The 21,664-nt window shown below is 67.1% G+C and carries 21 protein-coding genes; 10 read left to right on the top strand and 11 right to left on the bottom strand.

Annotation, left to right across the window (positions count from 1 at the left end; all coding sequences use genetic code 11):
* Nucleotides 1-14: 14 nt before the first annotated feature.
* The 11 genes from edd to LG306_RS05550 form a co-directional block, all read right to left on the bottom strand.
* A complete protein-coding gene (edd, locus tag LG306_RS05500; protein ID WP_404418813.1) occupies nucleotides 15-1,904 on the bottom strand; it encodes a phosphogluconate dehydratase in 1,890 nt (629 codons plus the stop codon).
* Complete coding sequence (pgl, locus tag LG306_RS05505; protein WP_404418815.1) at nucleotides 1,904-2,620, bottom strand: 6-phosphogluconolactonase; 717 nt, start codon at nucleotides 2,618-2,620, stop codon at nucleotides 1,904-1,906. Before pgl ends, edd begins: the two co-directional genes overlap by 1 nt.
* Complete coding sequence (gene zwf / locus LG306_RS05510) at nucleotides 2,613-4,073, bottom strand: glucose-6-phosphate dehydrogenase (RefSeq protein ID WP_404418817.1); 1,461 nt, start codon at nucleotides 4,071-4,073, stop codon at nucleotides 2,613-2,615. The genes pgl and zwf overlap by 8 nt, the downstream gene beginning before the upstream one ends.
* A 48-nt stretch (nucleotides 4,074-4,121) precedes the next feature.
* Nucleotides 4,122-4,745: a bifunctional phosphoribosyl-AMP cyclohydrolase/phosphoribosyl-ATP diphosphatase HisIE gene (hisIE, locus tag LG306_RS05515; protein ID WP_404418819.1), complete on the bottom strand. Its 624-nt coding sequence runs from the start codon at nucleotides 4,743-4,745 to the stop codon at nucleotides 4,122-4,124.
* A 142-nt stretch (nucleotides 4,746-4,887) separates the two neighbouring features.
* The gene (gene hisF, locus LG306_RS05520) at nucleotides 4,888-5,655 is read right to left on the bottom strand and encodes an imidazole glycerol phosphate synthase subunit HisF (RefSeq protein ID WP_404418821.1); all 768 of its coding nucleotides are present in this window, start codon (nucleotides 5,653-5,655) and stop codon (nucleotides 4,888-4,890) included.
* A 31-nt stretch (nucleotides 5,656-5,686) separates the two neighbouring features.
* On the bottom strand, nucleotides 5,687-6,424 hold the full coding sequence (gene hisA, locus LG306_RS05525; protein ID WP_404418823.1) for a 1-(5-phosphoribosyl)-5-[(5-phosphoribosylamino)methylideneamino]imidazole-4-carboxamide isomerase: 738 nt from the start codon (nucleotides 6,422-6,424) through the stop codon (nucleotides 5,687-5,689).
* Nucleotides 6,418-7,020, bottom strand: coding sequence for an imidazole glycerol phosphate synthase subunit HisH (gene hisH, locus LG306_RS05530; protein WP_404418825.1), 603 nt, complete (start codon nucleotides 7,018-7,020; stop codon nucleotides 6,418-6,420). Before hisH ends, hisA begins: the two co-directional genes overlap by 7 nt.
* Nucleotides 7,017-8,441, bottom strand: a complete 1,425-nt coding sequence (gene hisB / locus LG306_RS05535) for an imidazoleglycerol-phosphate dehydratase HisB (RefSeq protein ID WP_404418827.1) — start codon at nucleotides 8,439-8,441, stop codon at nucleotides 7,017-7,019. Before hisB ends, hisH begins: the two co-directional genes overlap by 4 nt.
* A complete protein-coding gene (hisD, locus tag LG306_RS05540) occupies nucleotides 8,438-9,745 on the bottom strand; it encodes a histidinol dehydrogenase (protein WP_404418829.1) in 1,308 nt (435 codons plus the stop codon). Before hisD ends, hisB begins: the two co-directional genes overlap by 4 nt.
* On the bottom strand, nucleotides 9,745-10,626 hold the full coding sequence (hisG, locus tag LG306_RS05545) for an ATP phosphoribosyltransferase (RefSeq protein ID WP_404418831.1): 882 nt from the start codon (nucleotides 10,624-10,626) through the stop codon (nucleotides 9,745-9,747). The genes hisD and hisG overlap by 1 nt, the downstream gene beginning before the upstream one ends.
* A gap of 10 nt (nucleotides 10,627-10,636) precedes the next feature.
* Nucleotides 10,637-10,927: a YerC/YecD family TrpR-related protein gene (locus tag LG306_RS05550; RefSeq protein WP_017504407.1), complete on the bottom strand. Its 291-nt coding sequence runs from the start codon at nucleotides 10,925-10,927 to the stop codon at nucleotides 10,637-10,639.
* Nucleotides 10,928-11,006: 79 nt separating this feature from the next.
* On the opposite strand from LG306_RS05550, the gene LG306_RS05555 reads away from it, so the two are divergent.
* The 10 genes from LG306_RS05555 to LG306_RS05600 all read left to right on the top strand — a co-directional run bounded on the left by LG306_RS05555 (nucleotide 11,007) and on the right by LG306_RS05600 (nucleotide 21,656).
* Nucleotides 11,007-12,215: an NAD(P)/FAD-dependent oxidoreductase gene (locus LG306_RS05555; protein ID WP_404418833.1), complete on the top strand. Its 1,209-nt coding sequence runs from the start codon at nucleotides 11,007-11,009 to the stop codon at nucleotides 12,213-12,215.
* Nucleotides 12,216-12,295: 80 nt separating this feature from the next.
* On the top strand, nucleotides 12,296-13,717 hold the full coding sequence (locus LG306_RS05560) for a circularly permuted type 2 ATP-grasp protein (protein ID WP_017504409.1): 1,422 nt from the start codon (nucleotides 12,296-12,298) through the stop codon (nucleotides 13,715-13,717).
* Complete coding sequence (locus LG306_RS05565) at nucleotides 13,717-14,655, top strand: alpha-E domain-containing protein (protein ID WP_404418836.1); 939 nt, start codon at nucleotides 13,717-13,719, stop codon at nucleotides 14,653-14,655. The genes LG306_RS05560 and LG306_RS05565 overlap by 1 nt, the downstream gene beginning before the upstream one ends.
* Nucleotides 14,656-14,657: 2 nt before the next feature.
* Nucleotides 14,658-15,500, top strand: coding sequence for a transglutaminase N-terminal domain-containing protein (locus LG306_RS05570; protein WP_404418838.1), 843 nt, complete (start codon nucleotides 14,658-14,660; stop codon nucleotides 15,498-15,500).
* A 61-nt stretch (nucleotides 15,501-15,561) separates the two neighbouring features.
* On the top strand, nucleotides 15,562-16,347 hold the full coding sequence (locus tag LG306_RS05575; RefSeq protein WP_269220628.1) for a peptidase: 786 nt from the start codon (nucleotides 15,562-15,564) through the stop codon (nucleotides 16,345-16,347).
* Nucleotides 16,348-16,442: 95 nt separating this feature from the next.
* The gene (locus tag LG306_RS05580; RefSeq protein WP_404418840.1) at nucleotides 16,443-18,812 is read left to right on the top strand and encodes a TonB-dependent receptor; all 2,370 of its coding nucleotides are present in this window, start codon (nucleotides 16,443-16,445) and stop codon (nucleotides 18,810-18,812) included.
* A gap of 75 nt (nucleotides 18,813-18,887) precedes the next feature.
* Complete coding sequence (locus tag LG306_RS05585) at nucleotides 18,888-19,574, top strand: Fe2+-dependent dioxygenase (RefSeq protein WP_404418842.1); 687 nt, start codon at nucleotides 18,888-18,890, stop codon at nucleotides 19,572-19,574.
* Between the two features lie 68 nt (nucleotides 19,575-19,642).
* On the top strand, nucleotides 19,643-20,320 hold the full coding sequence (locus LG306_RS05590) for a PepSY-associated TM helix domain-containing protein (RefSeq protein ID WP_404418844.1): 678 nt from the start codon (nucleotides 19,643-19,645) through the stop codon (nucleotides 20,318-20,320).
* Between the two features lie 11 nt (nucleotides 20,321-20,331).
* The gene (locus LG306_RS05595) at nucleotides 20,332-20,844 is read left to right on the top strand and encodes a DUF2271 domain-containing protein (protein ID WP_404418846.1); all 513 of its coding nucleotides are present in this window, start codon (nucleotides 20,332-20,334) and stop codon (nucleotides 20,842-20,844) included.
* Nucleotides 20,845-20,855: 11 nt separating this feature from the next.
* Entirely contained in the window at nucleotides 20,856-21,656 is an 801-nt protein-coding gene (locus LG306_RS05600; protein ID WP_404418848.1) for a DUF4198 domain-containing protein, read from the top strand.
* The last annotated feature ends 8 nt before the right edge of the window (nucleotides 21,657-21,664 follow it).

Consider the following 21,664-nt stretch of genomic DNA (forward strand, 5'->3'; position numbering starts at 1 on the left):
CTCGGTTCGGTGGATCAAGCGTCCACGGTCCGATCGACGAAGTTGGGATTGGGCGGGGTGTCGTCGTTGCCGCGCGAGCCGGTCGGCAGGGCGAAACAGACCGTCGCTCCCTGCTCGGCCGTCGTGACCACATGGCGGAAGGCGCCGAACAGTTCGCGGCCATAGCCCCAGGACGAACCCTCGGCGTTGACGGCGGATCGGGCGGCCAGCGGACGAGCGGTCAGGTCGGAAACGCCGACGGTGGTCAGAACCCCGGCCTCGGCGTCCAGGCGGATGATGTCGCCGTCCTGAACATGGGCCAGCGGACCGCCGGCCAGGGCCTCGGGCGAAACGTGGATGGCGGCGGGCGTCTTGCCGCTGGCGCCCGACATGCGGCCGTCGGTGACGAAGGCGACCTTGAACCCCTTGTCCTGAATGACGGACAGGGCCGGCGACAGGCTGTGCAGTTCGGGCATCCCGTTCGCCTTGGGCCCCTGGAAGCGCAGGACAACGACTACGTCGCGGAACAGCTTGCCGTCCCGGAAGGCCTGAAGCGCGTCTTCCTGAGTCTCGAACACGGCGGCGGGCGCCTCGACGATGCGGTTCTCGGGTTTGACGGCGGAGATCTTAATGACCGCACGACCCAGGTCGCCCTGAACCAGACGCAGGCCCCCCTCCTTGTCGAAGGGATTGGAGGCCGGGCGCAGGATGTCGAGATCGAGGCTTTCCTGGACCCCGTCGCGCCAGACCAGTTCGCCGTCCACCATCGACGGTTCCTGGAAATAGGCCTGGATGCCGCGACCCATGATGGTCGTCACGTCGGTATGTATATTGCCCGCCATCGCCAGCTCACGCGCGATGAAGGCGACGCCGCCGGCGGCCTGGAAGGCGTTCACATCCGCCGAACCGTTGGGATAGACCCGCGCCAACAGCGGCGTGACCGATGACAGCTCGTCCATGTCGGTCCAGTCGATCAGCACGCCTGCCGCCCGCGCCATGGCGACCAGGTGGATGGCGTGATTGGTCGAGCCGCCGGTGGCCAGGAGCGCCACGATCATATTGACGATGGACTTCTCGTCGATGACGTCGGCCATGCGGCATTCGCCGCTGCGGGCCAGTTCGACCGCCCGTTTCGCCGCGGCCGCCGTCAGGGCGTCGCGCAGGCCGGTGTCGGGATGGACGAAGGCGGTGGACGGCATGTGCAGTCCGCCCAGTTCCATCATCATCTGGTTGGAGTTGGCGGTGCCGTAGAAGGTGCAGGTGCCGGGCGAGTGATAGCTGCCGATCTCGCTTTCCAGCAGGGTCTGACGATCGACCTTGTTCTGCGCATATTCGGCCCGGACGCGGGCCTTCTCCGCGTTCGGAATGCCCGACGGCATCGGGCCGGCTGGGGCGAAGACGACCGGCAGATGGCCGAAGGCCAGGGCGCCCATGAACAGGCCCGGAACGATCTTGTCGCACACGCCCAGCATCAATCCGGCGTCGAAGGCGTCGTGCGTCAGGGCGATGCCTGCCGACATGGCGATCAGGTCGCGGCTGAACAGCGACAGCTCCATGCCGGGACGACCCTGGGTGACGCCATCGCACATGGCAGGAGTGCCGCCGGCGACCTGGGCCGTGGCGCCGACCTCGCGCACGGCCTTGCGCACCACGTCGGGGAAGCGTTCGAACGGCTGGTGGGCCGACAGCATGTCGTTATAGGCGGTGACGATGCCGAGGTTGGGCTTGGACCCGTCCATCGCCGTCAGCTTATCGGCGATCGTCTGGCCCGCGAAGGCGTGGGCCCAGTTGGCGCAGCTCAGCTTGGCGCGTCCGGCGCCGCTGTCGCGCGCGGCGTCCATGCGACGGATGTAGTCGGCGCGGGTCTCGCGGCTTTTCTCGACGATGCGGGCGGTGACGGCCGCCACGGTGGGATGAAGCGCCATCAGCCTTCCTCCGTCCACAACACTTCAAGGGGAACGCCGGCGGCGATCAAGGCGGCGATGGGCTGGATCTTGAGATCGCCCTGGGCCTGCTCTTCGAAGACGCGACGCTTGGCGGCGCCCTTCAGGCCCAGGATCACCCGGCCCGCAGACATCAGATAGGGCAGGTTGATCGACAGCCGTTCGAGCGTCGGCGCCATGCCGTCGCGCCCATGCGGCACGCCCAGCACCGTGGGCTTCAGCGTCGGGGTCAGCAGGGTCTTCAGCGTCGGGCTTTCGGGGAACATGGAGCAGATATGGCCGTCCTCACCCATGCCCAGCAGCACCGCATCGAACCGCCCGCCCGCATCGCCCAGGGCCTTGGCCGCCACGATGGCCGCGCGGTCCACGGTGACCTCGGGCGTATAAAGCGGGATGAAGCGGGCCGTCGCCGCCTTGTCCTGAAGAAGCACGTCGCGGATCAGCCGGGCGTTCGATTCCGGCGAGGTCTCGGGCACATACCGCTCATCCACCAGAGTCACGGCGATTTTGGACCAGTCCAGATCGGTCGCCGCCAGACGGCGATAGACGGGCGCGGGCGTCGAGCCGCCCGGACCGGCGAACAGGGCCTGGCCGTGATCACGCACGGCCGCGCCCAAGGTCTCGGCCAGGCGCGCGGCGATGGCTTCGGCCCAGGTCTCGACGGAGGCGAAGGCTTCGATGGCGGGGGTCTCAGACATCGGTGGTGTTCCAGTCGCGGCCGGTGCGGGCCATCAGCATGTCGGCGCTGTCGGGGCCCCAGGTTCCGGCGACGTAGTCGTCGGGCTTCAAGCCGGATTCGGCCCAGGCCTCGGACACCTCGTCCACCCATTTCCAGGCCTGCTCGGCCTCGTCGCGGCGCACGAACAGGGTTGAATCGCCGGCCATCGCGTCCAGCAGCAGCCGCTCATAGGCGATGCGGCGGCGTGGCGGGGCGGCGGACTTGCCGTCCACACCCCACGACAGGCTCATCTTGATCGGCTGCAACTGCATGCGCTGATCCAGGCCGGGTCGCTTGTTCATCACCGTCAGAGAGATGTCTTCCTCGGGCTGCAACTCGATGATCATCCGGTTGGCCTGAACCTCGCCGCGGTCGTCGCGGTCGAAGATCGAGTGGGGCACCGGCTTGAACTGGATGACGATCTCGGTGCGCTTCTCGGGCAGGCGCTTGCCGGTCCGCATGAAGAAGGGCACGCCCGCCCAGCGCCAGTTGTCGATGTCGGCGCGAACGGCGACGAAGGTCTCGGTATCCGACGGCTGGCCGCGTTCCTCGTCATAGCCCTTGGCCGGCTTGCCCTCCGAGACGCCCGCCACATACTGTCCGCGCACGGTCACGCGCTCGGCTTCGTCAGGCGTGATCGGGCGCAGGGAGCGCAGCACCTTGACCTTCTCGTTGCGCACCGAGTCGGGGTCCAGGTCGCTCGGCGGCTCCATCGCCACCAGGCACAGCAGCTGCAGCATGTGGTTCTGCAGCATGTCGCGCAGGGCGCCGTATTCGTCATAGTAGGGCCAGCGATCGCCGACCCCCACCGTCTCGCCGATCGTGATCTGGACGTGATCGATGGACAGGTTGTTCCACAACGGTTCGAAGATCGTGTTGCCGAACCGCAGGGCGATCAGATTCTGAACCGTCTCCTTGCCGAGGTAGTGGTCGATGCGGAACACCTGGTTCTCGCTGAAGGCGTGGGCCACGGCGTCGTCGATTTCGAGGAAGGACTTCAGATCGCGCCCGACCGGCTTTTCCAGCACGATGCGGCAGTTCTTTTCCGCCAGACCCGCAGCCTTCATCGCCGTGACGATGCGGGCATAGAGCGAGGGGGATACGGCCAGGAAGGAGGTGACCTCGCCGTCGCCGACCTTGTCCTTCAGCGGCTTCAGGCTTTCGGGCGAGGTGGCGTCCACCGCCAGATAGTCCAGGCGGGCCTTCATCCGCGACCAGCTGGCTTCATCCCAAACCTTGTCGGCTTCGGCGCGCGCCTTCACCGCCTCGTGCACCTTGGCGATATAGTCGTCGGCGCTCTCTTCCGAACGCGCGGCGCCGATGATCTTCAGCCCTTCAAGCAGCAGGCCGTCGTGTTCGAGGAAATAGAGGGACGGCAGAAGCATGCGCATCGCTAGATCGCCGCCGCCGCCAAACAGAATGAGAGCCGCCATGTCTTGTCCCTCGATGATCCCATTTGTCGGGACGCACGCCTTTACGGTCTAGCCGCTGTCTTTGGCCGCTTCCGCTCGCGAGGCCAACACGTCCAGCACGTCCTGAAACACCATGTTACGGGCATGGAGAAGAACGAGCAGGTGATAGATCAAATCCGCAGCCTCGCTGGCGAGTTCCTCGTCCGGGCCGGCGACGCCGGCGAGCGCGGCCTCCACGCCCTCCTCGCCGACCTTCTGGGCGATGCGTTTGGGCCCCTGTGCGATCAGTCGGGCGGTCCAGCTTTCGGACGGATCGGCGGCGGCCCGTTCGGCGATGGTTCGCTCCAGCCGGGCGATCCGACCCAGGCCCGGCGCGTCGGCCTCGCCGAAACAGCTTGTCCGGTTCAGGTGGCAGGCGTTTCCTACCGGCCTGACGCCCAACACGATGGCGTCGGCGTCGCAGTCGGTCGTGATGGAGACGACGTGAAGCCGGTCGCCCGAGGTCTCGCCCTTCCTCCACCGCCCTCCGCGCGAGCGCGAGAAGAAGGTGGCCTCGCCGGATGCGATCGTCTCGTCCAGCGCCGCGCGATCCATATAGGCCAGGGTCAGGACCTGCAGCGTGTCGGCGTCCTGCACCACGACGGGAATCAGGCCGTCGCCCTTGGCGAAGTCGATGGTGTTTGGGTCGATCATTGGGTTCCGATCATCCCCGCGAAAGCGGGGACCTAGTTCTGTTGTCTGACGGGTATGGGATGAAGGTCGGCGAGCGATGGGCGAGAAACGTCGCCCAAAACGCTGGGTCCCCGCCTTCGCGGGGATGAGCGGGAAAAGGACATCAAAGTCTCATCTCCAGGCCTTGATCGGCCAGGTATTGTTTCAGGTCCGGAATGGCGATGGCGTCGGTGTGGAAGACGCTGGCGGCCAAGGCGCCGGAGACGTCGGCCTGCTCGAACACAGCCTTGAAATGCTCGGGCGCGCCGGCCCCGCCCGAGGCGATCAGGGGAATGGTCAGACGTGCCCGCGCAGCGGACAGCTGCTCGATGTCATAGCCGCGCCGAACCCCGTCCTGATCGATGCAGTTCAGCACGATCTCTCCGGCGCCCAGGCCCTGCGCCTCGTCCAGCCAGTCCAGAGTGCGTTTGCCGGCATGACGGCGTGCATCGGGGTCGCCGGTGTATTTGTGGACCACCCAGTCGCCGTCTTCGAACCGGCTGTCGACGCCGACGACGACGCATTGGCTGCCCAGCCGCGCAGCCATGTCGGCGATCAGTTCGGGCCGTTCCAAGGCGGGAGAGTTGATCGAGACCTTGTCCGCCCCGTGGTCCAGGCAGCGCGCCGCCTGCTCCACGGTGCGAATGCCGCCGGCGACGCAGAAAGGAATGTCCAGCAGTCGTGCGATGTCCTTGATCCAGCCGTAGTCCAGCGTCCGACCCTCGGGGCTGGCGGTGATGTCGTAGAAGACCAGTTCGTCGGCGCCCGCATCGCGATAGCGGGCGGCCAGCTCCGCCGCGTCGCCCATGTCGGTGTGACCGACGAACTTCACGCCCTTGACCACCCGGCCGTCCTTTACGTCCAGGCAGGGGATGATCCGCCGAGCGGTCATTTGACCGCCCCGCTTGATGCAGGATGGACGGTCATGAGCGTTTGGCCGCCGCGATGGCTTCGGGCAGGGTGAAGCAGTTCTCGTAGAGCGCGCGTCCGACGATGGCGCCGTGACAGCCCAGCGCCTTGACCGCGGCGATGTCGTCCAGCGAGGAAACGCCGCCCGAGGCCTGCAACACCAGATCCGGCCGACGGCTGCGGATCTCGGCCAGCAGATCCAGGTTCGGCCCGGTCAGGGCGCCGTCGCGACCGACATCGGTCACCAGCAGGTGTTTGGCCGTCCCCTTGGGATACCGATCCAACGCCTCCCAAAGCGTCATGCCCGAGGACTGGGTCCAGCCCTTCAAAGCGGGGACCGGCACGCCGTCCTCGATCTTGACGTCCAGGGCCAGGGTGATGCGCTCGACGCCGAAGGTTTCCAGCCAGGTCGCCACCGCCTCAGGTTCGGTCACCGCCAGCGATCCGACCACGACGCGCGACACGCCGGCGTCCAGCAGCTTTTTCACATCGTCGGCGCTGCGCACGCCGCCGCCCGACTGGACCTTGACGTCGATGGCTTGAGCCAACTCGCCAATCAGGGCGTGCTGGCGCGCCTCGCCCGCCTCGGCTCCGTCCAGATCGACGATGTGAATCCACTCCGCGCCCTCGGCCGCGAAGGTCGTCAGGCGGGCGGCCGGCTGCTGGTCGTAATGCGTCACCTGGGCGAAGTCGCCGTGCATCAGGCGCACACAAACGCCGTCCTTCAGGTCGATGGCGGGATAGATCAGCATGACAGGCCCAGAAAGTTCTTGAGGATGGTCGCCCCGGCCTCGGCCGAGCGTTCGGGGTGGAACTGACAGCCCCAGCGGTTGGCGGATCGAACCACAGCCGGAACGACGCCGCCATAGTCGGCGCGCGCCAGGGTCGCTGGTCCGTCGGGACAGACGAAGCCGTGGACGAAATAGGCGTAGGCGCCGTCCGCGACGCCCTCCAGCAAGGGGTCATCGCGGTCGCGCGTCAACCGGCTCCAGCCCATGTGCGGCACCGGCAGATCGCCCGCAGGCCTCAGCCGGGTCACCGCCCCGGGAATAAGGCCCAGCAGATCGACGCCGTCACCTTCGTCGCTCGATCCGAACAGCAGTTGCTGACCCAGGCAGACACCCAGCAGGGGGCGCGGGAAGGCGCGGATCGGCGCGATCAGACCCAGGTCCGACAGGCGCTTCATGGCGTATCCGGCCGCGCCTACGCCGGGCAGGATGACCCGTTCAGCCTCGGCGATCACCGTCGGATCGTCGGTCAGGCGCACGGTCGCGCCCAGCCGCTCCAGCGCGAACTGGACCGAGGCGACATTGCCGGCGCCGTAGGCGATGACGGCGACCTCGGTCACAACACGCCCTTGGTCGACGGCACGGCGTCGCCCTCGACGCGGATGGCCTGGCGCAGGGCGCGGCCGAACGCCTTATAGACGGCTTCGGTCTTGTGGTGGTCGTCCTGGCCGGTGACCTTGATGTGGACAGCCGCGCCCATGGCCTCGGCCAATGAACGGAAGACGTGCGCCGTCAGGTCGGTGCGGTAGTCGCCGATGAATGGCGTCTCGAACGCGCCCTCGAAGAGCGGATAGGGGCGCCCGGAAAGATCGATCGAGACCGTCGCATTCGCCTCGTCCATCGGCAGGACGAAGCCGTAGCGGGCGATGCCCTTGCGCTCGCCCAGCGCCTGTTTCAACGCCTGACCCAAGGCGATGGCGCTGTCCTCGATCGTGTGGTGCGGATCGGTGTGCAGGTCGCCCTCGCATTGCAGACGCAGCGAGAAGCCGCCGTGGGCCGCGATCTGCTCCAGCATGTGATCGAAGAAGCCGACGCCGGTTTCGATCTTCACCGGACCGGGCGCGTCCAGATCGACGGCGCAGACGATGCGGGTTTCCTTGGTGTCGCGCACGGCTTGACCGACGCGGGGGGCGCGGCGCCTGCCGGGCGTCAGACCGAAGCCGGCCAGAAGTCGGTCGTTGACCTCGGGCTTCAGCGAGATCGGCAGGCGCAGGCGGTCGCCGGACAGGTCAGCTTCCACGCCATAGGCCTTGAGGCCGGCGAGGACGGCGGCGGGATCTTCGGGGCGGGCCATCAGGATGGGGCCGACGCCGGGCTCGACCGGCATCTGGCGGCCCAGTTCGCGGGCGATCCGTTCACGCTCGCACCGGACCGAGGCGATCCGCTCGGCGGTCTCGATCATCCGCGACGGATCCAGCGCCTGCTGCGCCAGACGCACCAGGGGCTCGGGCAGGGCATAGGGTTCGAGGACGGAGGCCAGGCGGGCCAGGGTCTGGGTTTGCGCGACCGCCGCGCCGACGCGGGCGCCGGCCAGACCATAGGCCAGGGACAGACTGCGCAGCACGACCAGGTTCGGCTGGTCGGCGACCACCGTAACGGCCGAGGCGCTGTCCGAGAACTCGATCAGGCCCTCGTCCACCACCAGCAGGGCGGGGGCGACGCGGGCGGCCATTTCGGCGACGGCCTCGGGCGAGCCGAGGGCGCGAACGATGACGACCGCAGGATCGCCTTTCGCCGGATAGATGGCGGCGAGACTGTCATAGGGCTCGGCTTTCGGGGCCTCGACCGAACCGCCGTCGCGGGCGGCGAGGCGATAGGCCAGTTCCAGCCCGTGGGTCAGGCCGCGCACCGGCAGCACCTGATCGGCAGGGACGCCGTAGATGGCGGCCATGCGGGCGCCGAGCGTGGGCGCGTCGCCGGGATAGCGGTCCAGACCCTCGCCGCCGGAGACCAGCGGGGGATAGGGGGCGGGCAGGGTCATTGATCAGCCCTCAGGTCGGCGGCGCGGGCGTGGGCCTCCAGGCCCTCCATCCGGGCCAGACGGGCGGCGATAGGGGCAAGCTGACGGGCGCCCGCCTCGGACACCAGCTGGACCGACATGGTGGTCATGAAGCTGGCGGTGGTGACGCCGCCCAGCGTGCGGGCGCCGCCGTCGGTCGGCAGGACGTGGCTGGGACCAGCGGCATAGTCACCCAGCGTCTCGGCGGCGAACCGGCCGACGAAGACGGCCCCGGCGGCCTTGATCGAATCGACCAGCGGCTCGGGATCGTCGATCTGGATCGCCAGGTGTTCGGGGCCATAGAGGTTAGCGACTTCTGCGGCCGCGTCGAGGTCGCGCACCAGGATGGCGCGGGCCTCGTTCAGAGAGGCGCGGGCGATGGCTTCGCGGGGCAGGGTTGCGACCTGCACCTCGACCTCGCTCAGGATGTAGTCGATGGTGGCGCGGCTGGTGGAGACCAGCAGAACCTGCGCATCCGCATCGTGCTCGGCCTGGCTGAGCAGGTCGGCGGCGGCGATCTCGGGCGCGGCGTCGCGATCGACGATGACCATCAACTCCGATGGGCCGGCCGGCATGTCGACGGCGGGGCCGCCGGGCAAGGCGGAGGCCTGCTTCTTGGCCTCGGCCACATAGGCGTTGCCGGGTCCGAACAGCTTGTCGCAGGCCGGAATGACCCCGTCTTCCAACTCGACGCCGAAGGTCAGGGCGGCGATGGCCTGGGCGCCGCCCATCAACCAGATGGCGTCCAGTTCCGCCTCTGTGGCGGCCAGGATCATGGCGGGGTGGATGCCGCCATCCTTGTTCGGCGGCGTCACGGCGACGCGCTGGCCCACGCCCGCGACGCCGGCCGGAATGGCCAGCATCAGCAGCGACGAAAACAGCGGCGCGGTGCCGCCGGGAATATAGAGGCCGGCCGAGGCGATGGGACGCCAGGCCAGTTTGGACCGTACGCCGGGCGTCGTCTCGATAAAGGGAGTGTCCTCGGGCCGGGTCGCCTGATGGAAGACGCGCACATTGTCGGCCGCCATGCGCAGGGCGCGCACGTCGCCGGGCGGCAGGGCGTTGCGCGCCTCGGCGACGGCCTCGGGCGTGATGGCGATGCGACGGGGCGGGGCCTTGTCCAGCTTCAGGCACCAGTCGGTCACGGCCGCGCCGCCGCGCTGGCGCACGTCGTCCAGGATGGTGCGCACGACCTCGGTCACGTCGCCGGCGGTGCGTTGGGCGGGGCGGGCCAGGGCGGCCGTCTTGCCGGCCGCGTCGAGGGAAGACCAGTCGATGCGCTTCATCACATCATCTTCTCGATTGGCAGGACTAGGATGGCCGAGGCGCCGGCGGCCTTCAGCTTCTCGAGCGTCTCCCAGAAGACGGCTTCCTGGCAGACGGCGTGGACGGCGACCGCATCGTCGCGACCCATCAGGGGCATGACGGTGGGCGAGCCGGCGCCGGGCAGGATGGCGGTGATCTCGTCCAGCGCCGAGCGCGGGGCGTTCAGCATGACGTATTTGGCGCCTTGAGAGGACACCACGCCCGCCATCCGCTCGATGACGCTGTCCAACAACTGCTGCAAGGCGGGTTCAGGCGCGACGGGCGACTGAATCAGCACGGCCTGGCTTTCCAGAACCGTATCCTTGGCTACCAAGCCGTTGGCCTCCAGCGTCGCGCCGGTCGAGACCAAGTCGCAGATGGCGGCGGCCAGTTTCAGTCGGGGCGCGACCTCGACGGCCCCGCGCATGACCACGATGTCGGCCTTGACCCCGCGTTCGTCGAGGAAGCGGCGCAGAATCTTGGGATAGGAGGTGGCGATACGCAGCCCGTCCAGCGAGGCTGGACCGTCATAGGCCAGCGTCGGAGGCGTGGCGATCTTGAGCGTGCAGCGACCAAAGCCCAGCGGCATGACGATCGAGGCGTTCGGCCCGCCATTGCGACCTTCCTCCAGCACATTCTCGCCGACGATGCCCAGGTCGCACACGCCGTCCGCCACGAAGGTGGGGATGTCGTCGTCGCGGACGCGCAGCAGGTCGATCGGATAGTTCTCGACCCGGTACAGCAGGTCGTTGTGACCCTTGACCCATTTCAGGCCCGCGTCGCGGATCAGGTCGAGGCTGCGGTCGGCCAGACGGCCGGATTTCTGGACGGCGATGCGAAGCCGGCCCTGCACGGTGCTCATGTTCGGATACTCAGTTTTTGTTCTTCAGGCGGTCCAGGGCAAGGCGATAGCCCTGGTGCGGCATGTCTTTCAGATAGCGGGCGACGCGGACGACGGTGGTGGGGCTGGCATGGGCCTCTGCGGCGATCTCGCGATAGGATTTGCCGCCGGCGTCGAGCAGGCGCGCGACCTGCCAGCGCTCGGAGAAGGCGCGCAGTTCCGCAGGCGTGCAAAGATCGGCCAGAAAAGCGTCGATCTCAGCGCGCGTCTGCATCGACAGCAGGGCGTCATGCAGGTCGTCACGGGCGGGCGGGGTCGTCATGCGCGTTCCACTATGATGTAACGGTGGAACGGTCAAGGGGGAGGAGACAGATCGTGCGTGGCTCACTATCTGCGTCGTCATGACCAAGGTTCTCATCATCGGCGCCGGACACGCCGGCGGCTCCGTCGCGGCGTTCCTGCGGCAGTATGGGCATGAAGGCCCCATTGTGTTGGCGGGCGAGGAGGACGCGCCGCCGTATCAGCGGCCGCCGCTGTCCAAGGCGTGGCTGAAGGGAGAGGCGGATCTGGAGGCGCTGCTGCTGCGGCCTCTGAGTTTCTACGCCGAGCAGAACATCGACTTCCGACCCTCGATGGTCGCCGTGGCGGTGGACCCCGCAGCGAAGACGGTAGCCTTCTACGACGGGTCGTCCGAGACCTACGACATTCTTGTGCTGGCGACCGGATCGACCGCGCGCAAGCTGCCGGTTCCGGGCGGGGATCATCCCGATCTGCTTGAACTGCGCACGATGAAGGACGCCGAGCGACTGAAGGCCGTCCTGGGGCCCGGCAAGCGTCTGGCGGTCGTAGGCGGCGGCTATGTGGGGCTGGAGGCGGCGGCGTCGGCGCGGGCTTTGGGCGCCGAGGCGGTGGTGATCGAGCGCGCGCCGCGCGTGCTGGCGCGCGTGGCGTCCGAGACGCTGTCGGCCTTCTTCACGGCGCAGCACCGGGCGCACGGCGTAGAAATCCTGACCGACGCGGAGGTGGTCGCCGTGGCCCGCGACGGCGTGAGCCTGGCCGACGGATCGGTGGTGTCGGCGGATGCGGTGTTGGTGGGGGTCGGCGCATTGGCTTGCGACGCCTTGGCGCGGTCGGCCGGCCTGAACTGCGACGACGGCGTGGTGGTGAACGGCGAGGCGCTGACCAGCGATCCGGCCATCTTCGCTGTGGGCGACATGACGCGGCGGCCGATCCCGGTCCACGGCGGCGTGCATCATCGGCTGGAAAGCGTGCCCAACGCCCTGGAGCAGGCCAAACAGGCGGCCGCCGCCATCGTCGGGCGGGCCGGACCCACGCCCGAAGTGCCGTGGTTCTGGTCGGATCAGTATGACGTCAAGCTTCAGATCGCCGGCCTGCCGTTCGACGCCGACCGACAGGTGGTGCGTGGCGACCCGACGGCGTCGGGCTTTGCGGTCTTCCATCTGAACGGCGACCGGATCGTCTGCGTCGAGGCCGTCAACGCCCCGCCCGAGTTCATGGCCGGCAAACAGTTGATCGGCAAGGCGACGCCTGTGGACGCGGACAGGCTGGCCGATCCGGCGGTGTCGATGAAGGCGGTGGCTGTCGGATAGGGCGTCGCCGCAGTGCAACAAAACTGTTGCGCTTTACGTTCCTGACCATTCAAGCTGCGACTTCAACGCGGCGGGGGCGGATGACGAGAGCTTTCGACGAAATGAATGGCGGCGGATCGGGTGCGATCCGCGACAGCTACAAGACGCTGGCGGCGTGGCTGGAAAACGCGCCGGCCGATCTGCTGCAGGCGCGCTCGCGCCAGGCGGAGCTGTTCTTCCGTCGCATGGGCGTGACCTTCGCCGTCTATGGCGACGAGGAATCCAACGAGCGGCTGATCCCCTTCGATGTCGTGCCGCGCATCATCGGCGCGGACGAATGGGGCGGTCTGGAAAAGGGGCTGAAGCAGCGCGTCACCGCCATCAACGCCTTCCTGAAAGACATCTATGGGCCGCAGGACTGCATCAAGGCGGGCATCGTCCCGGCCGATCTGATCCTGACCAATCCGCATTATCGGCCGGAGATGCAGGGCCGTCGTCCACCAGGCGATGTCTGGTGTCACATCTCGGGCGTCGATCTGGTGCGCACGGGCGAGGACGGCTTCTACGTCCTCGAAGACAACTGCCGCACGCCGTCGGGCGTCTCCTACATGCTGGAGAACCGCGAGATGATGATGCGGCTGTTCCCCGACCTGTTCGCGGAACACGCCGTGCGGCCCGTCGAAATCTACACCGACATGCTGTTGCGCTCGTTGCAGGCGTCCGCGCCGGCAGGGGCGGGGGCGGACCCGACGATCGTCGTGCTGACGCCCGGCCCCTTCAACTCGGCCTACTACGAGCACAGCTTCCTGGCCGACAAGCTGGGCGTCGAGCTGGTTCAAGGCACGGACCTGTTCGTCAATGACGACACAGTCTTCATGCGCACGACCGAGGGGCCCAAGCGCGTCGATGTCATCTATCGCCGTATCGACGACGATTTCCTGGATCCCCTGACCTTCATGCCCAACTCCACCATCGGGGTGCCGGGGTTGATGTCGGCCTATTTCGCTGGACGGGTGACCCTGGCCAATGCGGTCGGGACGGGCGTGGCCGATGACAAGGCCGTCTACACCTACATGCCCGAGATCATCCGCTTCTTCACGGGCGAGGATGCGATCCTGCAAAACGTGCCGACCTGGCGCTGTCGCGAGCCGGACGCCCTGAAGGAAGTGCTGGATAAGCTGCCGGAACTGGTGGTCAAGGAAGTCGGCGGATCGGGCGGCTACGGCATGCTGGTCGGGCCGACCTCGACCAAGGCCGAGATCGAGGATTTCCGCGCCAAGCTGATCGCCGATCCCGACGACTTCATCGCCCAGCCGACGCTGAGCCTGTCGACGGCCCCGACGCTGAACGGCGGCGCCCTGTCGCCCCGCCACGTCGATCTCAGGCCGTTCGTGCTGTCCAGCCCGGCCGGGGTGCGTGTGGCGCCCGGCGGCCTGACGCGGGTGGCGTTAAAGGAAGGGTCGCTGGTGGTGAACTCGAGCCAGGGCGGCGGAACCAAGGACACCTGGGTGCTGGACAACTGATGCTTTCACGCACCGCAGACAGCCTCTACTGGACCGGCCGCTACATGGAGCGGGCGGACTTTCTCGCCCGAATTCTGGAGGCGGCGATCCGTCTCGCCGCTCTGCCGGCGAAAGATCAGGCCGCCGTCACCGCCTGGGCCGGGGCCATCGCCTCGTCGGGGGTGAAGGCCGGCTTTGATGCGACCGGCCGGACCGTGTCGGAGAAGTCCGTGCGGGAATATCTGGCCTTCGGCTTCGACAATCCGACCTCGATCAAGGCCTGCATCAACAAGGCGCGGACCAATGCGCGCTCGGTACGCACCGCCCTGACCATTGAGCTGTGGGAGGCGATCAACGGCGCCTGGAACGGTCTGAACGAGCTGGGCGAACCGACCAAGCGCGACGACTTCACGAACTTCCTCGACTTCGTGAAATCGACGTCCCTGGCGGTCGAAGGCGCCTCGTCGCGAACCATGCTCAGGAACGACGCCTACTGGTTCCTGCGACTGGGCATGGCGATCGAGCGGGCCGACAACACCGCACGCCTGCTGGACGTGAAATATCACCTGCTGCTGCCGCCCGGCGAACGGGTGGGCGGGCAACTGGACTACTTCCAGTGGACCACCCTTCTGCGCGAGGTTTCGGCATTGACCGCCTATCGCTGGGTTTACCGCGAAAGCGTGCGGCCTTGGCTGGTGGCGGACCTGCTGGTGCTGAACCGCCAGATGCCGCGCTCGCTCGCCTCATGCCAAGGCATGATCGTCAGCTATTTGGAGAAGCTGGCGACCGACTACGGCCGGCGCGGCCCGGCGCAACGGCTGGCCTCCAATCGCCTCAGCCAGTTCAACGAGGCCAAGATCGAAGACATCTTCCAGTCCGGCCTGCACGAATACATCCAGAGCTTCCTGAACGAGAACAATGCCCTGGCCGCGGCCGTCCACGAACAGTATCTGGTCTGACCATGCGGATTCGGATCGATCACTCCACCCGCTATGCCTACGCGCGGCCCGCGCGGTTCATCGTCCAGATGCTGCGGCTGACGCCCAAGTCGTGCGAGAGCCAGCAGGTGCGCGACTGGCGCATCGAAACCGATGTGGACGCCCGGCTGCGGCGCAGCGAGGACGCTTTCGGCAACATCGTTCACAGCCTCTACACCGAGCGGCCGACCGACGCCCTGACCATCCGCGTCACCGGCGAAGTCTCGACCGTCGAGACGGGCGGCGTCGTGAAGGGCCAGGCCGAGCGGCTCTCCCCCTTGGTCTATCTGCGTGAAACCCCGATGACGAAGGCCGACGCCGGCATCGTCGATTTCGCCCGCTCCATTCCCGAGGGCGCGACGCTGGGCCGGATGCACCGGTTGATGGGCGCGCTGAAGGATACGGTGGCGTTCGAGGTCGGCTCGACCTCCGCCTCCCACACCGCCGCCGAGGCCTTTGCTCAGAAGCGCGGCGTCTGTCAGGACCATTCGCAAATCTTCATCTCGGCCGCACGCCTGCTGGGCGTGCCGGCCCGCTATGTTTCGGGCCACCTCAGCCGCCAGGACGGACGCCACGATCAGGACGCCGCCCATGCCTGGGCCGAGGCCTGGGTCGAGAATCTGGGCTGGGTCGGGTTCGATCCGGCAAACGGCATCTGTCCCACCGAACACTATGTCCGGGTCGCGGTCGGCCTGGACGCGCGCGGCGCCACCCCGATCCGGGGCACAAGCTATGGCGGCGGCCAGGAGCAACTGACCGTCGCCCTGAATGTGCGGCCGGTGCAACAGAGCCAGCAACAACTGCAATCCAGCGGATGGCCCCGATAGGCATGACGCGCGAATCTGTTAGCGTCTGGGGATTCGCAACGCGGGGAGCGAATAGAGCGAAGTGACCTATTGCGTAGGCATGCTGGTGGACGACGGGTTGGCGATGATCGCCGACACGCGCACCAATGCGGGCGTGGACAATATCTCGTCCTATCGCAAACTCCACATCTACCAGTCGCCGGGCGAGCGGATCCTGGCGGTCGCGACGGCGGGCAATCTGTCGGTCACCCAGACGGCGCTGGCCATGGTCGCAGCCGGGGTCAAACTGCCGGACTCCACCGAGCTTGAAACGCTTCAGACCGCCCCGACCCTGTTCCGCGCCGCGCAGTTGCTGGGCCATGCGATGGCCAGCGTGCGCGCCAGCATCAATACCCCGCCGACGCCGACCGCCGACGGGCTGAACGTCACCGCCTCCATGCTGCTGGGCGGTCAGATCGCCGGCGGCAAGATGGGACTTTATCTGATCTACGGGCAGGGCAACTTCATCGAGTGCGGGCCCGATACGCCCTATCTGCAGATCGGCGAGCTGAAGTACGGCAAACCTATTCTGGACCGCGCCCTGCACAGCTCCACCTCCCTGTCCGAGGCGGTCAAGCTGGGGCTGATTTCGTTCGACTCGACCATCCGCTCGAACATCGCCGTCGGCCCGCCGCTGGACCTGATCGTCATGCCGCGCGACCAATTGACGGGCACGGCGCGGCGCATCGAGGCGGATGATCCCTATTTCCGCGACCTGGGCCGGCGTTGGTCCGAAGCCCTGGCCGCCGCCCACCGCGCCATGCCCGATCCGACCTGGCTGGATCTCGACACGTCGGCGCCTCAGAGGAGCATAAGCGCCGTCGGCTAATTAAGATTGCGATTTGTTTGCAATTCTCTTGTGCCTTCCTGTGGAGCTGGTTATTGCGAGCGCATCGCAAAATCAGACCAAAAGGTCGCAAGACTATGTCCGAATCCCGCGCCGCCGCGCTCCGCTCGCTTCTGTTCGCCTCCAGCGCCGCCGGCATGCTGGTCGCCGCCCCCGCCATCGCCGATGACGTGACTGCCGAGGATGGCGTGGTCGTCACGGCCGACCAGTCCCAGCCCGCCAATCTGGGCACGATCGACGTCAACGGTCAGTTCAAGAAGCCCGCCCCCGTCAGCCCCGAGTTCGTCGCGTCCCTGGTGGACACGCCGCGCGCCGTGACGGTCATCCCCCAGGCCATCATCGAACAGACCTCGGCCTCGTCTTTGCAGGACCTGCTGTCCAACTCCCCCGGCATCACCTTCGGGGCAGGCGAGGGCGGCCAGCCCCTGGCCGATCGTCCCTTCATCCGGGGCCAGTCGTCGGGCAACAACATCTTCGTGGACGGCATCCGCGACACGGGCGGCCAGCAGCGCGAGGTCTTCAACCTGGAGCAGGTTGAGGTCATCAAGGGGCCGGACGCCGTCTATTCGGGACGCGGCTCGGGCGGCGGCAGCATCAACCTGGCCTCCAAATCGCCCAAGCTGAACGCCTTCACCAATGTCAGCGCGGGCGCGGGCACCGACGGCTATCTGCGCGGCACGGTCGATGCGAATCTGCCGCTGGGCGAGACCGCCGCTCTGCGCATCAACCTAATGGGCGCCCAGGGCGACGTGCCCGGCCGCGACGCCGTCGACTACGACAAATGGGGCCTGGGCCTCAGCCTGGGCGCCGGCCTGGGCACGCCGTCGTCGATGGTGTTCAGCTACTACCATCTGACCAGCGACCAGATGCCCGATTACGGCATTCCGCTGTTCACCAAGATCCAGTCACGCACGACCGACAGCGGCGTTCTGGATGTGCCCTATGACAGCTTCTATGGGCTGAAAGCGCGCGACTACCTGACCAATGAGGTGGATACCTTCACTTTCAAGGCCGAGCATCGCCTCAGCGATTTCGCCACGATCCGCAACGTCAGCCGCTATTCGCAGACGCTGAACGACTACATCGTCACCAATCCCGGCGACGGCGGCTATGTCGGACGCGCGGCGGACGGGACCTACTGGATGAAGCGGGGCACCAAGACCCGCTGGAACCCGGTCACCACCCTGGCCAATGTGACGGATGTCTTCGGCCAGTTCGCCACCGGTTCGATTAAGCACAGCTATGACGTCGGCGTGGAGCTGTCGCGCGAGCACAACAAGAACGCCTCCTATTCGACCTACACCACCTCCGGCTCGGCCTGTCCGACCGGTCTGACGACGGTGTCGGGAACCTATCCGACCGCCACAAGCGCTTCGGGCGCCGGCGACTGCACCCCGGTGTATAACCCCAACCCCGACGACGCCTGGACCGGCGTGATCAATCGCGGCCCGACAAGCTCGAACACGACCGAAGCCATCGGCGTCTATGCGAACGACAGCATCACCCTGACCGAGCGACTGATCCTGAACCTGGGCGTTCGCTGGGATCAGTATTCGGTCAAGGGCGTGAATGCCGTTTTGGGTTCGCCTTCGTCCACGGCTGGCGTCTGGAATGTCACGGGCTATACGGCCGTTCCGGAACAGACCTGGGAGTTCACCAACTATCAGGTCGGTCTGGTGTTCAAGCCGACGCAGAACAGCAGCGTCTATACCTCGTGGTCCACCTCTTCGACGCCGCCGACCATTTCGGCGGGCGACCAGAACGCCTCGGGCGGCACGGGCACCGTCGATGGCGTCGCCAACACGGTTCTGGATCCGGAAGACACCGAAAGCTTCGAGATCGGCGCCAAGGCCAATGTCTTGAACGACCGTCTCGCCCTGTCGGCGGCCGCCTTCCATCTCACACGCAAGAACGCCCTGATCCTGGTTCAGCCCAACATCTTCCGTCAGGAGGGCGAGGTCGAGGTCAACGGCTTCGAGCTTGGCGTGTCAGGCAGCATCACGCCGAAGTGGACCGTGTTCGGCGGCTATACCTACATGGACTCCGAACTGACCAAGGCGGCCGTGGTCGTGTCGGGCACGCCGCCGATCGCCATCGTCAATCCGCTGCAAGGCCTGCCGCTGGCCAACACGCCCAAGCACAGCGCCAGCCTGTTCACCACCTATCGCGTCTTGCCCCGGCTGACGGTCGGCGGCGGCGTCTACTACACGTCCAAATCTCTGGGCGGGAACCAGGGCGGCGCGGGCGGCGGGAACAACCGCATCTATGCGCCCGAATGGACCCGCGTGGACGCCTTCGCCGCCTATGATCTGACGGATCGCGCGACGCTTCAGCTGAACGTCAAGAATGCGACGGACGAGGAATATATCATGCGCACCAACGGCGTTCACCACGCCGATGTGGCCGCAGGTCGCCAGGCCATCCTGGCCCTGAACCTGCGCTTCTAAAGGTCGTTTCCCCGGCCTAGTCTAACGGCCCCGCGATCCCCTGCGGGGCCGTTTCGTCTTTCAGCGAGAACGCCCGTGCTGCTGCAGATTCCGGAAGTCTTCTCCAAGGCCGAGGTCAAGGCTTTGCGCGCGCGGCTGGACGCCGGGCCGTGGGCGGACGGCAACGCCACCTCGGGCCATCAATCGGCGACGGCGAAGAAGAACCTGCAACTGCCCGAAGAGTCGGACGTGGCGAAGGAGGTCTCGGCCCTTGTCATCCAAGCTCTGAACGCCAATCCGATGTTTGTGGCGGCGGCCCTGCCGCACACGGTCTTTCCGCCCTTGTTCAACCGCTACGAAGGCGGGGGTGAGTTCGGCCTGCACGTCGACAACGCCATCCGCCAGTCCCGCACCGGCGGGGCGATGCGCATTCGCAGCGACCTGTCGGCGACCCTTTTTCTGTCCGAGCCAGAGGACTACGATGGTGGCGAACTGATCATCGAGGAGATGTACGGGTCGCAGGCGATCAAGCTGCCGGCTGGCGATCTGGTCCTCTATCCGTCCAAGAGCCTGCACCGGGTCACGCCGGTGACGCGTGGGGCGCGGGTGTCGTCCTTCATGTGGATGCAGAGCCTAGTCCGCGATGACTCCGATCGCGAGACCCTGTTCCGCCTGGATATCGCCACCCAGCGCGTGGCGTCCGAGAAGGGGCCGAAGGATCAGGCGGTGATCGAATTGACCGGCGTCTATCACAATCTGCTGCGGCGCTGGACCGAGCTCTGACCCCCCAAGGCGCTACGACGCCGCTAAATGCTATTGCAACCCGTTCGCAACAATGGCACAGCGAGCCCGTGACCGAACTCGCCACACAGCGTCAGGCCGAAACCGCCGCCCAGGGCCCCAAACCCAAGGCGGCGCTGAACGGCGCACGGTCGTTCTGGCTGAAACAGCTGCATAGCTGGCACTGGATTTCGGCGGCGGTCAGCCTGGTCGGCATGATCCTGTTCGCGATCACCGGCATCACCCTGAATCATGCGGCCTCGATCCCCGGCGATCCGGTGACGGTCGAACAGACCGCGACCTTGCCGGCGCCCCTGCTGCAGCGGCTGGCGAGCTTCCCGCAGGAGACGACCGATCCCGTCCCCGACGCGGTCGCACGCTGGGCGTCCGAGGCGCTCAAGGTCGAGATCGCCGACAAGCCGACCGAGACAACGGCGCAAGAGGTCTATGTCGCCCTGGCCATGCCTGGCGGCGACGGATGGGTCACCATCGACCGTTCGACCGGCGAGACCCTGCACGAGAAGACGACGCGCGGTTGGATCGCCTACCTCAACGACCTGCACAAGGGCCGCAACGCCGGCGTGGTCTGGTTCTGGTTCATCGACTTCTTCGCGGCGGCCTGCGTCATCTTCGCCATCACGGGCCTGGGGCTGATGTTCCTGCACGCCAAGGGTCGGCCCTCGACCTGGCCGCTGGCGGCGCTGGGCCTGCTGATCCCCGTCGTCATCGCCCTGATCTTCATTCACTGACGAGTTTTCCGATGCGCCTTCTCCCCGTCGTCATCACCACCGTCGGCCTGGCGGCCGCCGCTGCGCCCGCCATGGCCGCCGACCTGACGGTGTCGGTCGAGATTCCGCGCCTGAACACCGCCTCCTATCATCGCCCCTATGTCGCGGTGTGGATCGAAAAGCCGGACCAGTCCGCCGAACGCACCCTGGCCGTCTGGTATCAGCAGACCCGCAACAACGAGGGCGACGGCAAGGACTGGCTGAAGGATTTGCGCACCTGGTGGCGCAAGGGCGGCCGGGCCATGAGCCTGCCGGCCGACGGCGTATCCGGCGCCACGCGCGCGCCGGGCCGCCAGACCGTCTCCGTGCCCGCCGCGCGCCTGGCTGGCCTTCAGCCCGGCCAATACAACATCGTCGTCGAGGCGGCCCGCGAATTGGGCGGGCGCGAGGTCGTGCGCGTGCCCTTCCGCTGGGGCGCGGCCAACACCGGCGCCGGAACCGGCTCCACCGAACTGGGCGCCGTGCGCGTCGCCGTCTCTCGCTAAGGATCATGACCATGAAGAAGACGATCGCCCTGCTGACGCTAGCCGCAGCGCTGGCCGCCCCCATGGCCGCCCAGGCCCACCGCGCCTGGCTGGCGCCCACCGCCACGACCCTGTCGGGCACGGATGCCTGGGTCGGGTTCGACGCGGGCATGTCGAACCAGGTGTTCAACCCCGATCACGCCGCCATGCGCCTGACCGGCCTGACCATCACCGCGCCGGACGGCTCGGCGGTCCAGCCCGAGAACGCCATGCAGGGCCGCTATCGCTCGACCTTCGACGCCCATCTGACCCAGAACGGCACCTACAAGATCGCCAACGTCATGAACGGCGTGATGGCCAGCTACACCCTGAACGGTGAACAAAAGCGCTGGCGCGGCGCGGCCTCGGAATACCCGGCGGGCCTGCCCGAGGGCGCGACCAATGTTCAGGCGACCCGCACCGCCAGCCGCATCGAGACCTTCGTCACCCTGAACAACCCCTCCGACACCGTCTTCAAGACGACCGGCGAGGGGCTTGAGCTGGTTCCCGTCACCCACCCGAACGACCTGGTGGTGGGCGAGCCCGCCACCTTCAAACTGCTGAACAATGGCCAGCCGGCGGCTGACATCGACGTCACCGTGGCGCGCGGCGGCCTGCGTTACCGCGACAACCCCGAAGAATCGACGGTCAAGACCAACGCCGAGGGCGCCTTCACCATCACCTGGCCGGAGGCCGGCATGTATTGGCTGAACGCCTCAGTCCGCACCGAAGGCCAGGGCGAAATGCTGGGTTCCAACGCCAGCTATGTGGCGGCGATGGAAGTCCTGCCCTAAGCGAAGGG

The sequence above is a fragment of the Brevundimonas vesicularis genome, from assembly GCF_044807075.1.
GTDB classification, from domain to species: domain Bacteria; phylum Pseudomonadota; class Alphaproteobacteria; order Caulobacterales; family Caulobacteraceae; genus Brevundimonas; species Brevundimonas vesicularis_G.

Excerpts from the sequence above, each read along its gene's own strand:
- edd (WP_404418813.1), bottom strand. The coding sequence starts at position 1,904 with ATGGCGCTTCATCCCACCGTGGCGGCCGTCACCGCCCGCATCGTCGAG.
- LG306_RS05565 (WP_404418836.1), top strand. The coding sequence starts at position 13,717 with ATGCTTTCACGCACCGCAGACAGCCTCTACTGGACCGGCCGCTACATG.
- hisB (WP_404418827.1), bottom strand. The coding sequence starts at position 8,441 with ATGACCCTGCCCGCCCCCTATCCCCCGCTGGTCTCCGGCGGCGAGGGT.
- zwf (WP_404418817.1), bottom strand. The coding sequence starts at position 4,073 with ATGGCGGCTCTCATTCTGTTTGGCGGCGGCGGCGATCTAGCGATGCGC.
- LG306_RS05570 (WP_404418838.1), top strand. The coding sequence starts at position 14,658 with ATGCGGATTCGGATCGATCACTCCACCCGCTATGCCTACGCGCGGCCC.
- hisIE (WP_404418819.1), bottom strand. The coding sequence starts at position 4,745 with ATGATCGACCCAAACACCATCGACTTCGCCAAGGGCGACGGCCTGATT.
- LG306_RS05580 (WP_404418840.1), top strand. The coding sequence starts at position 16,443 with ATGTCCGAATCCCGCGCCGCCGCGCTCCGCTCGCTTCTGTTCGCCTCC.
- LG306_RS05560 (WP_017504409.1), top strand. The coding sequence starts at position 12,296 with ATGACGAGAGCTTTCGACGAAATGAATGGCGGCGGATCGGGTGCGATC.
- LG306_RS05550 (WP_017504407.1), bottom strand. The coding sequence starts at position 10,927 with ATGACGACCCCGCCCGCCCGTGACGACCTGCATGACGCCCTGCTGTCG.
- hisG (WP_404418831.1), bottom strand. The coding sequence starts at position 10,626 with ATGAGCACCGTGCAGGGCCGGCTTCGCATCGCCGTCCAGAAATCCGGC.
- pgl (WP_404418815.1), bottom strand. The coding sequence starts at position 2,620 with ATGTCTGAGACCCCCGCCATCGAAGCCTTCGCCTCCGTCGAGACCTGG.
- hisA (WP_404418823.1), bottom strand. The coding sequence starts at position 6,424 with ATGCTGATCTATCCCGCCATCGACCTGAAGGACGGCGTTTGTGTGCGC.
- hisF (WP_404418821.1), bottom strand. The coding sequence starts at position 5,655 with ATGACCGCTCGGCGGATCATCCCCTGCCTGGACGTAAAGGACGGCCGG.
- LG306_RS05595 (WP_404418846.1), top strand. The coding sequence starts at position 20,332 with ATGCGCCTTCTCCCCGTCGTCATCACCACCGTCGGCCTGGCGGCCGCC.
- LG306_RS05600 (WP_404418848.1), top strand. The coding sequence starts at position 20,856 with ATGAAGAAGACGATCGCCCTGCTGACGCTAGCCGCAGCGCTGGCCGCC.
- LG306_RS05555 (WP_404418833.1), top strand. The coding sequence starts at position 11,007 with ATGACCAAGGTTCTCATCATCGGCGCCGGACACGCCGGCGGCTCCGTC.
- hisD (WP_404418829.1), bottom strand. The coding sequence starts at position 9,745 with ATGAAGCGCATCGACTGGTCTTCCCTCGACGCGGCCGGCAAGACGGCC.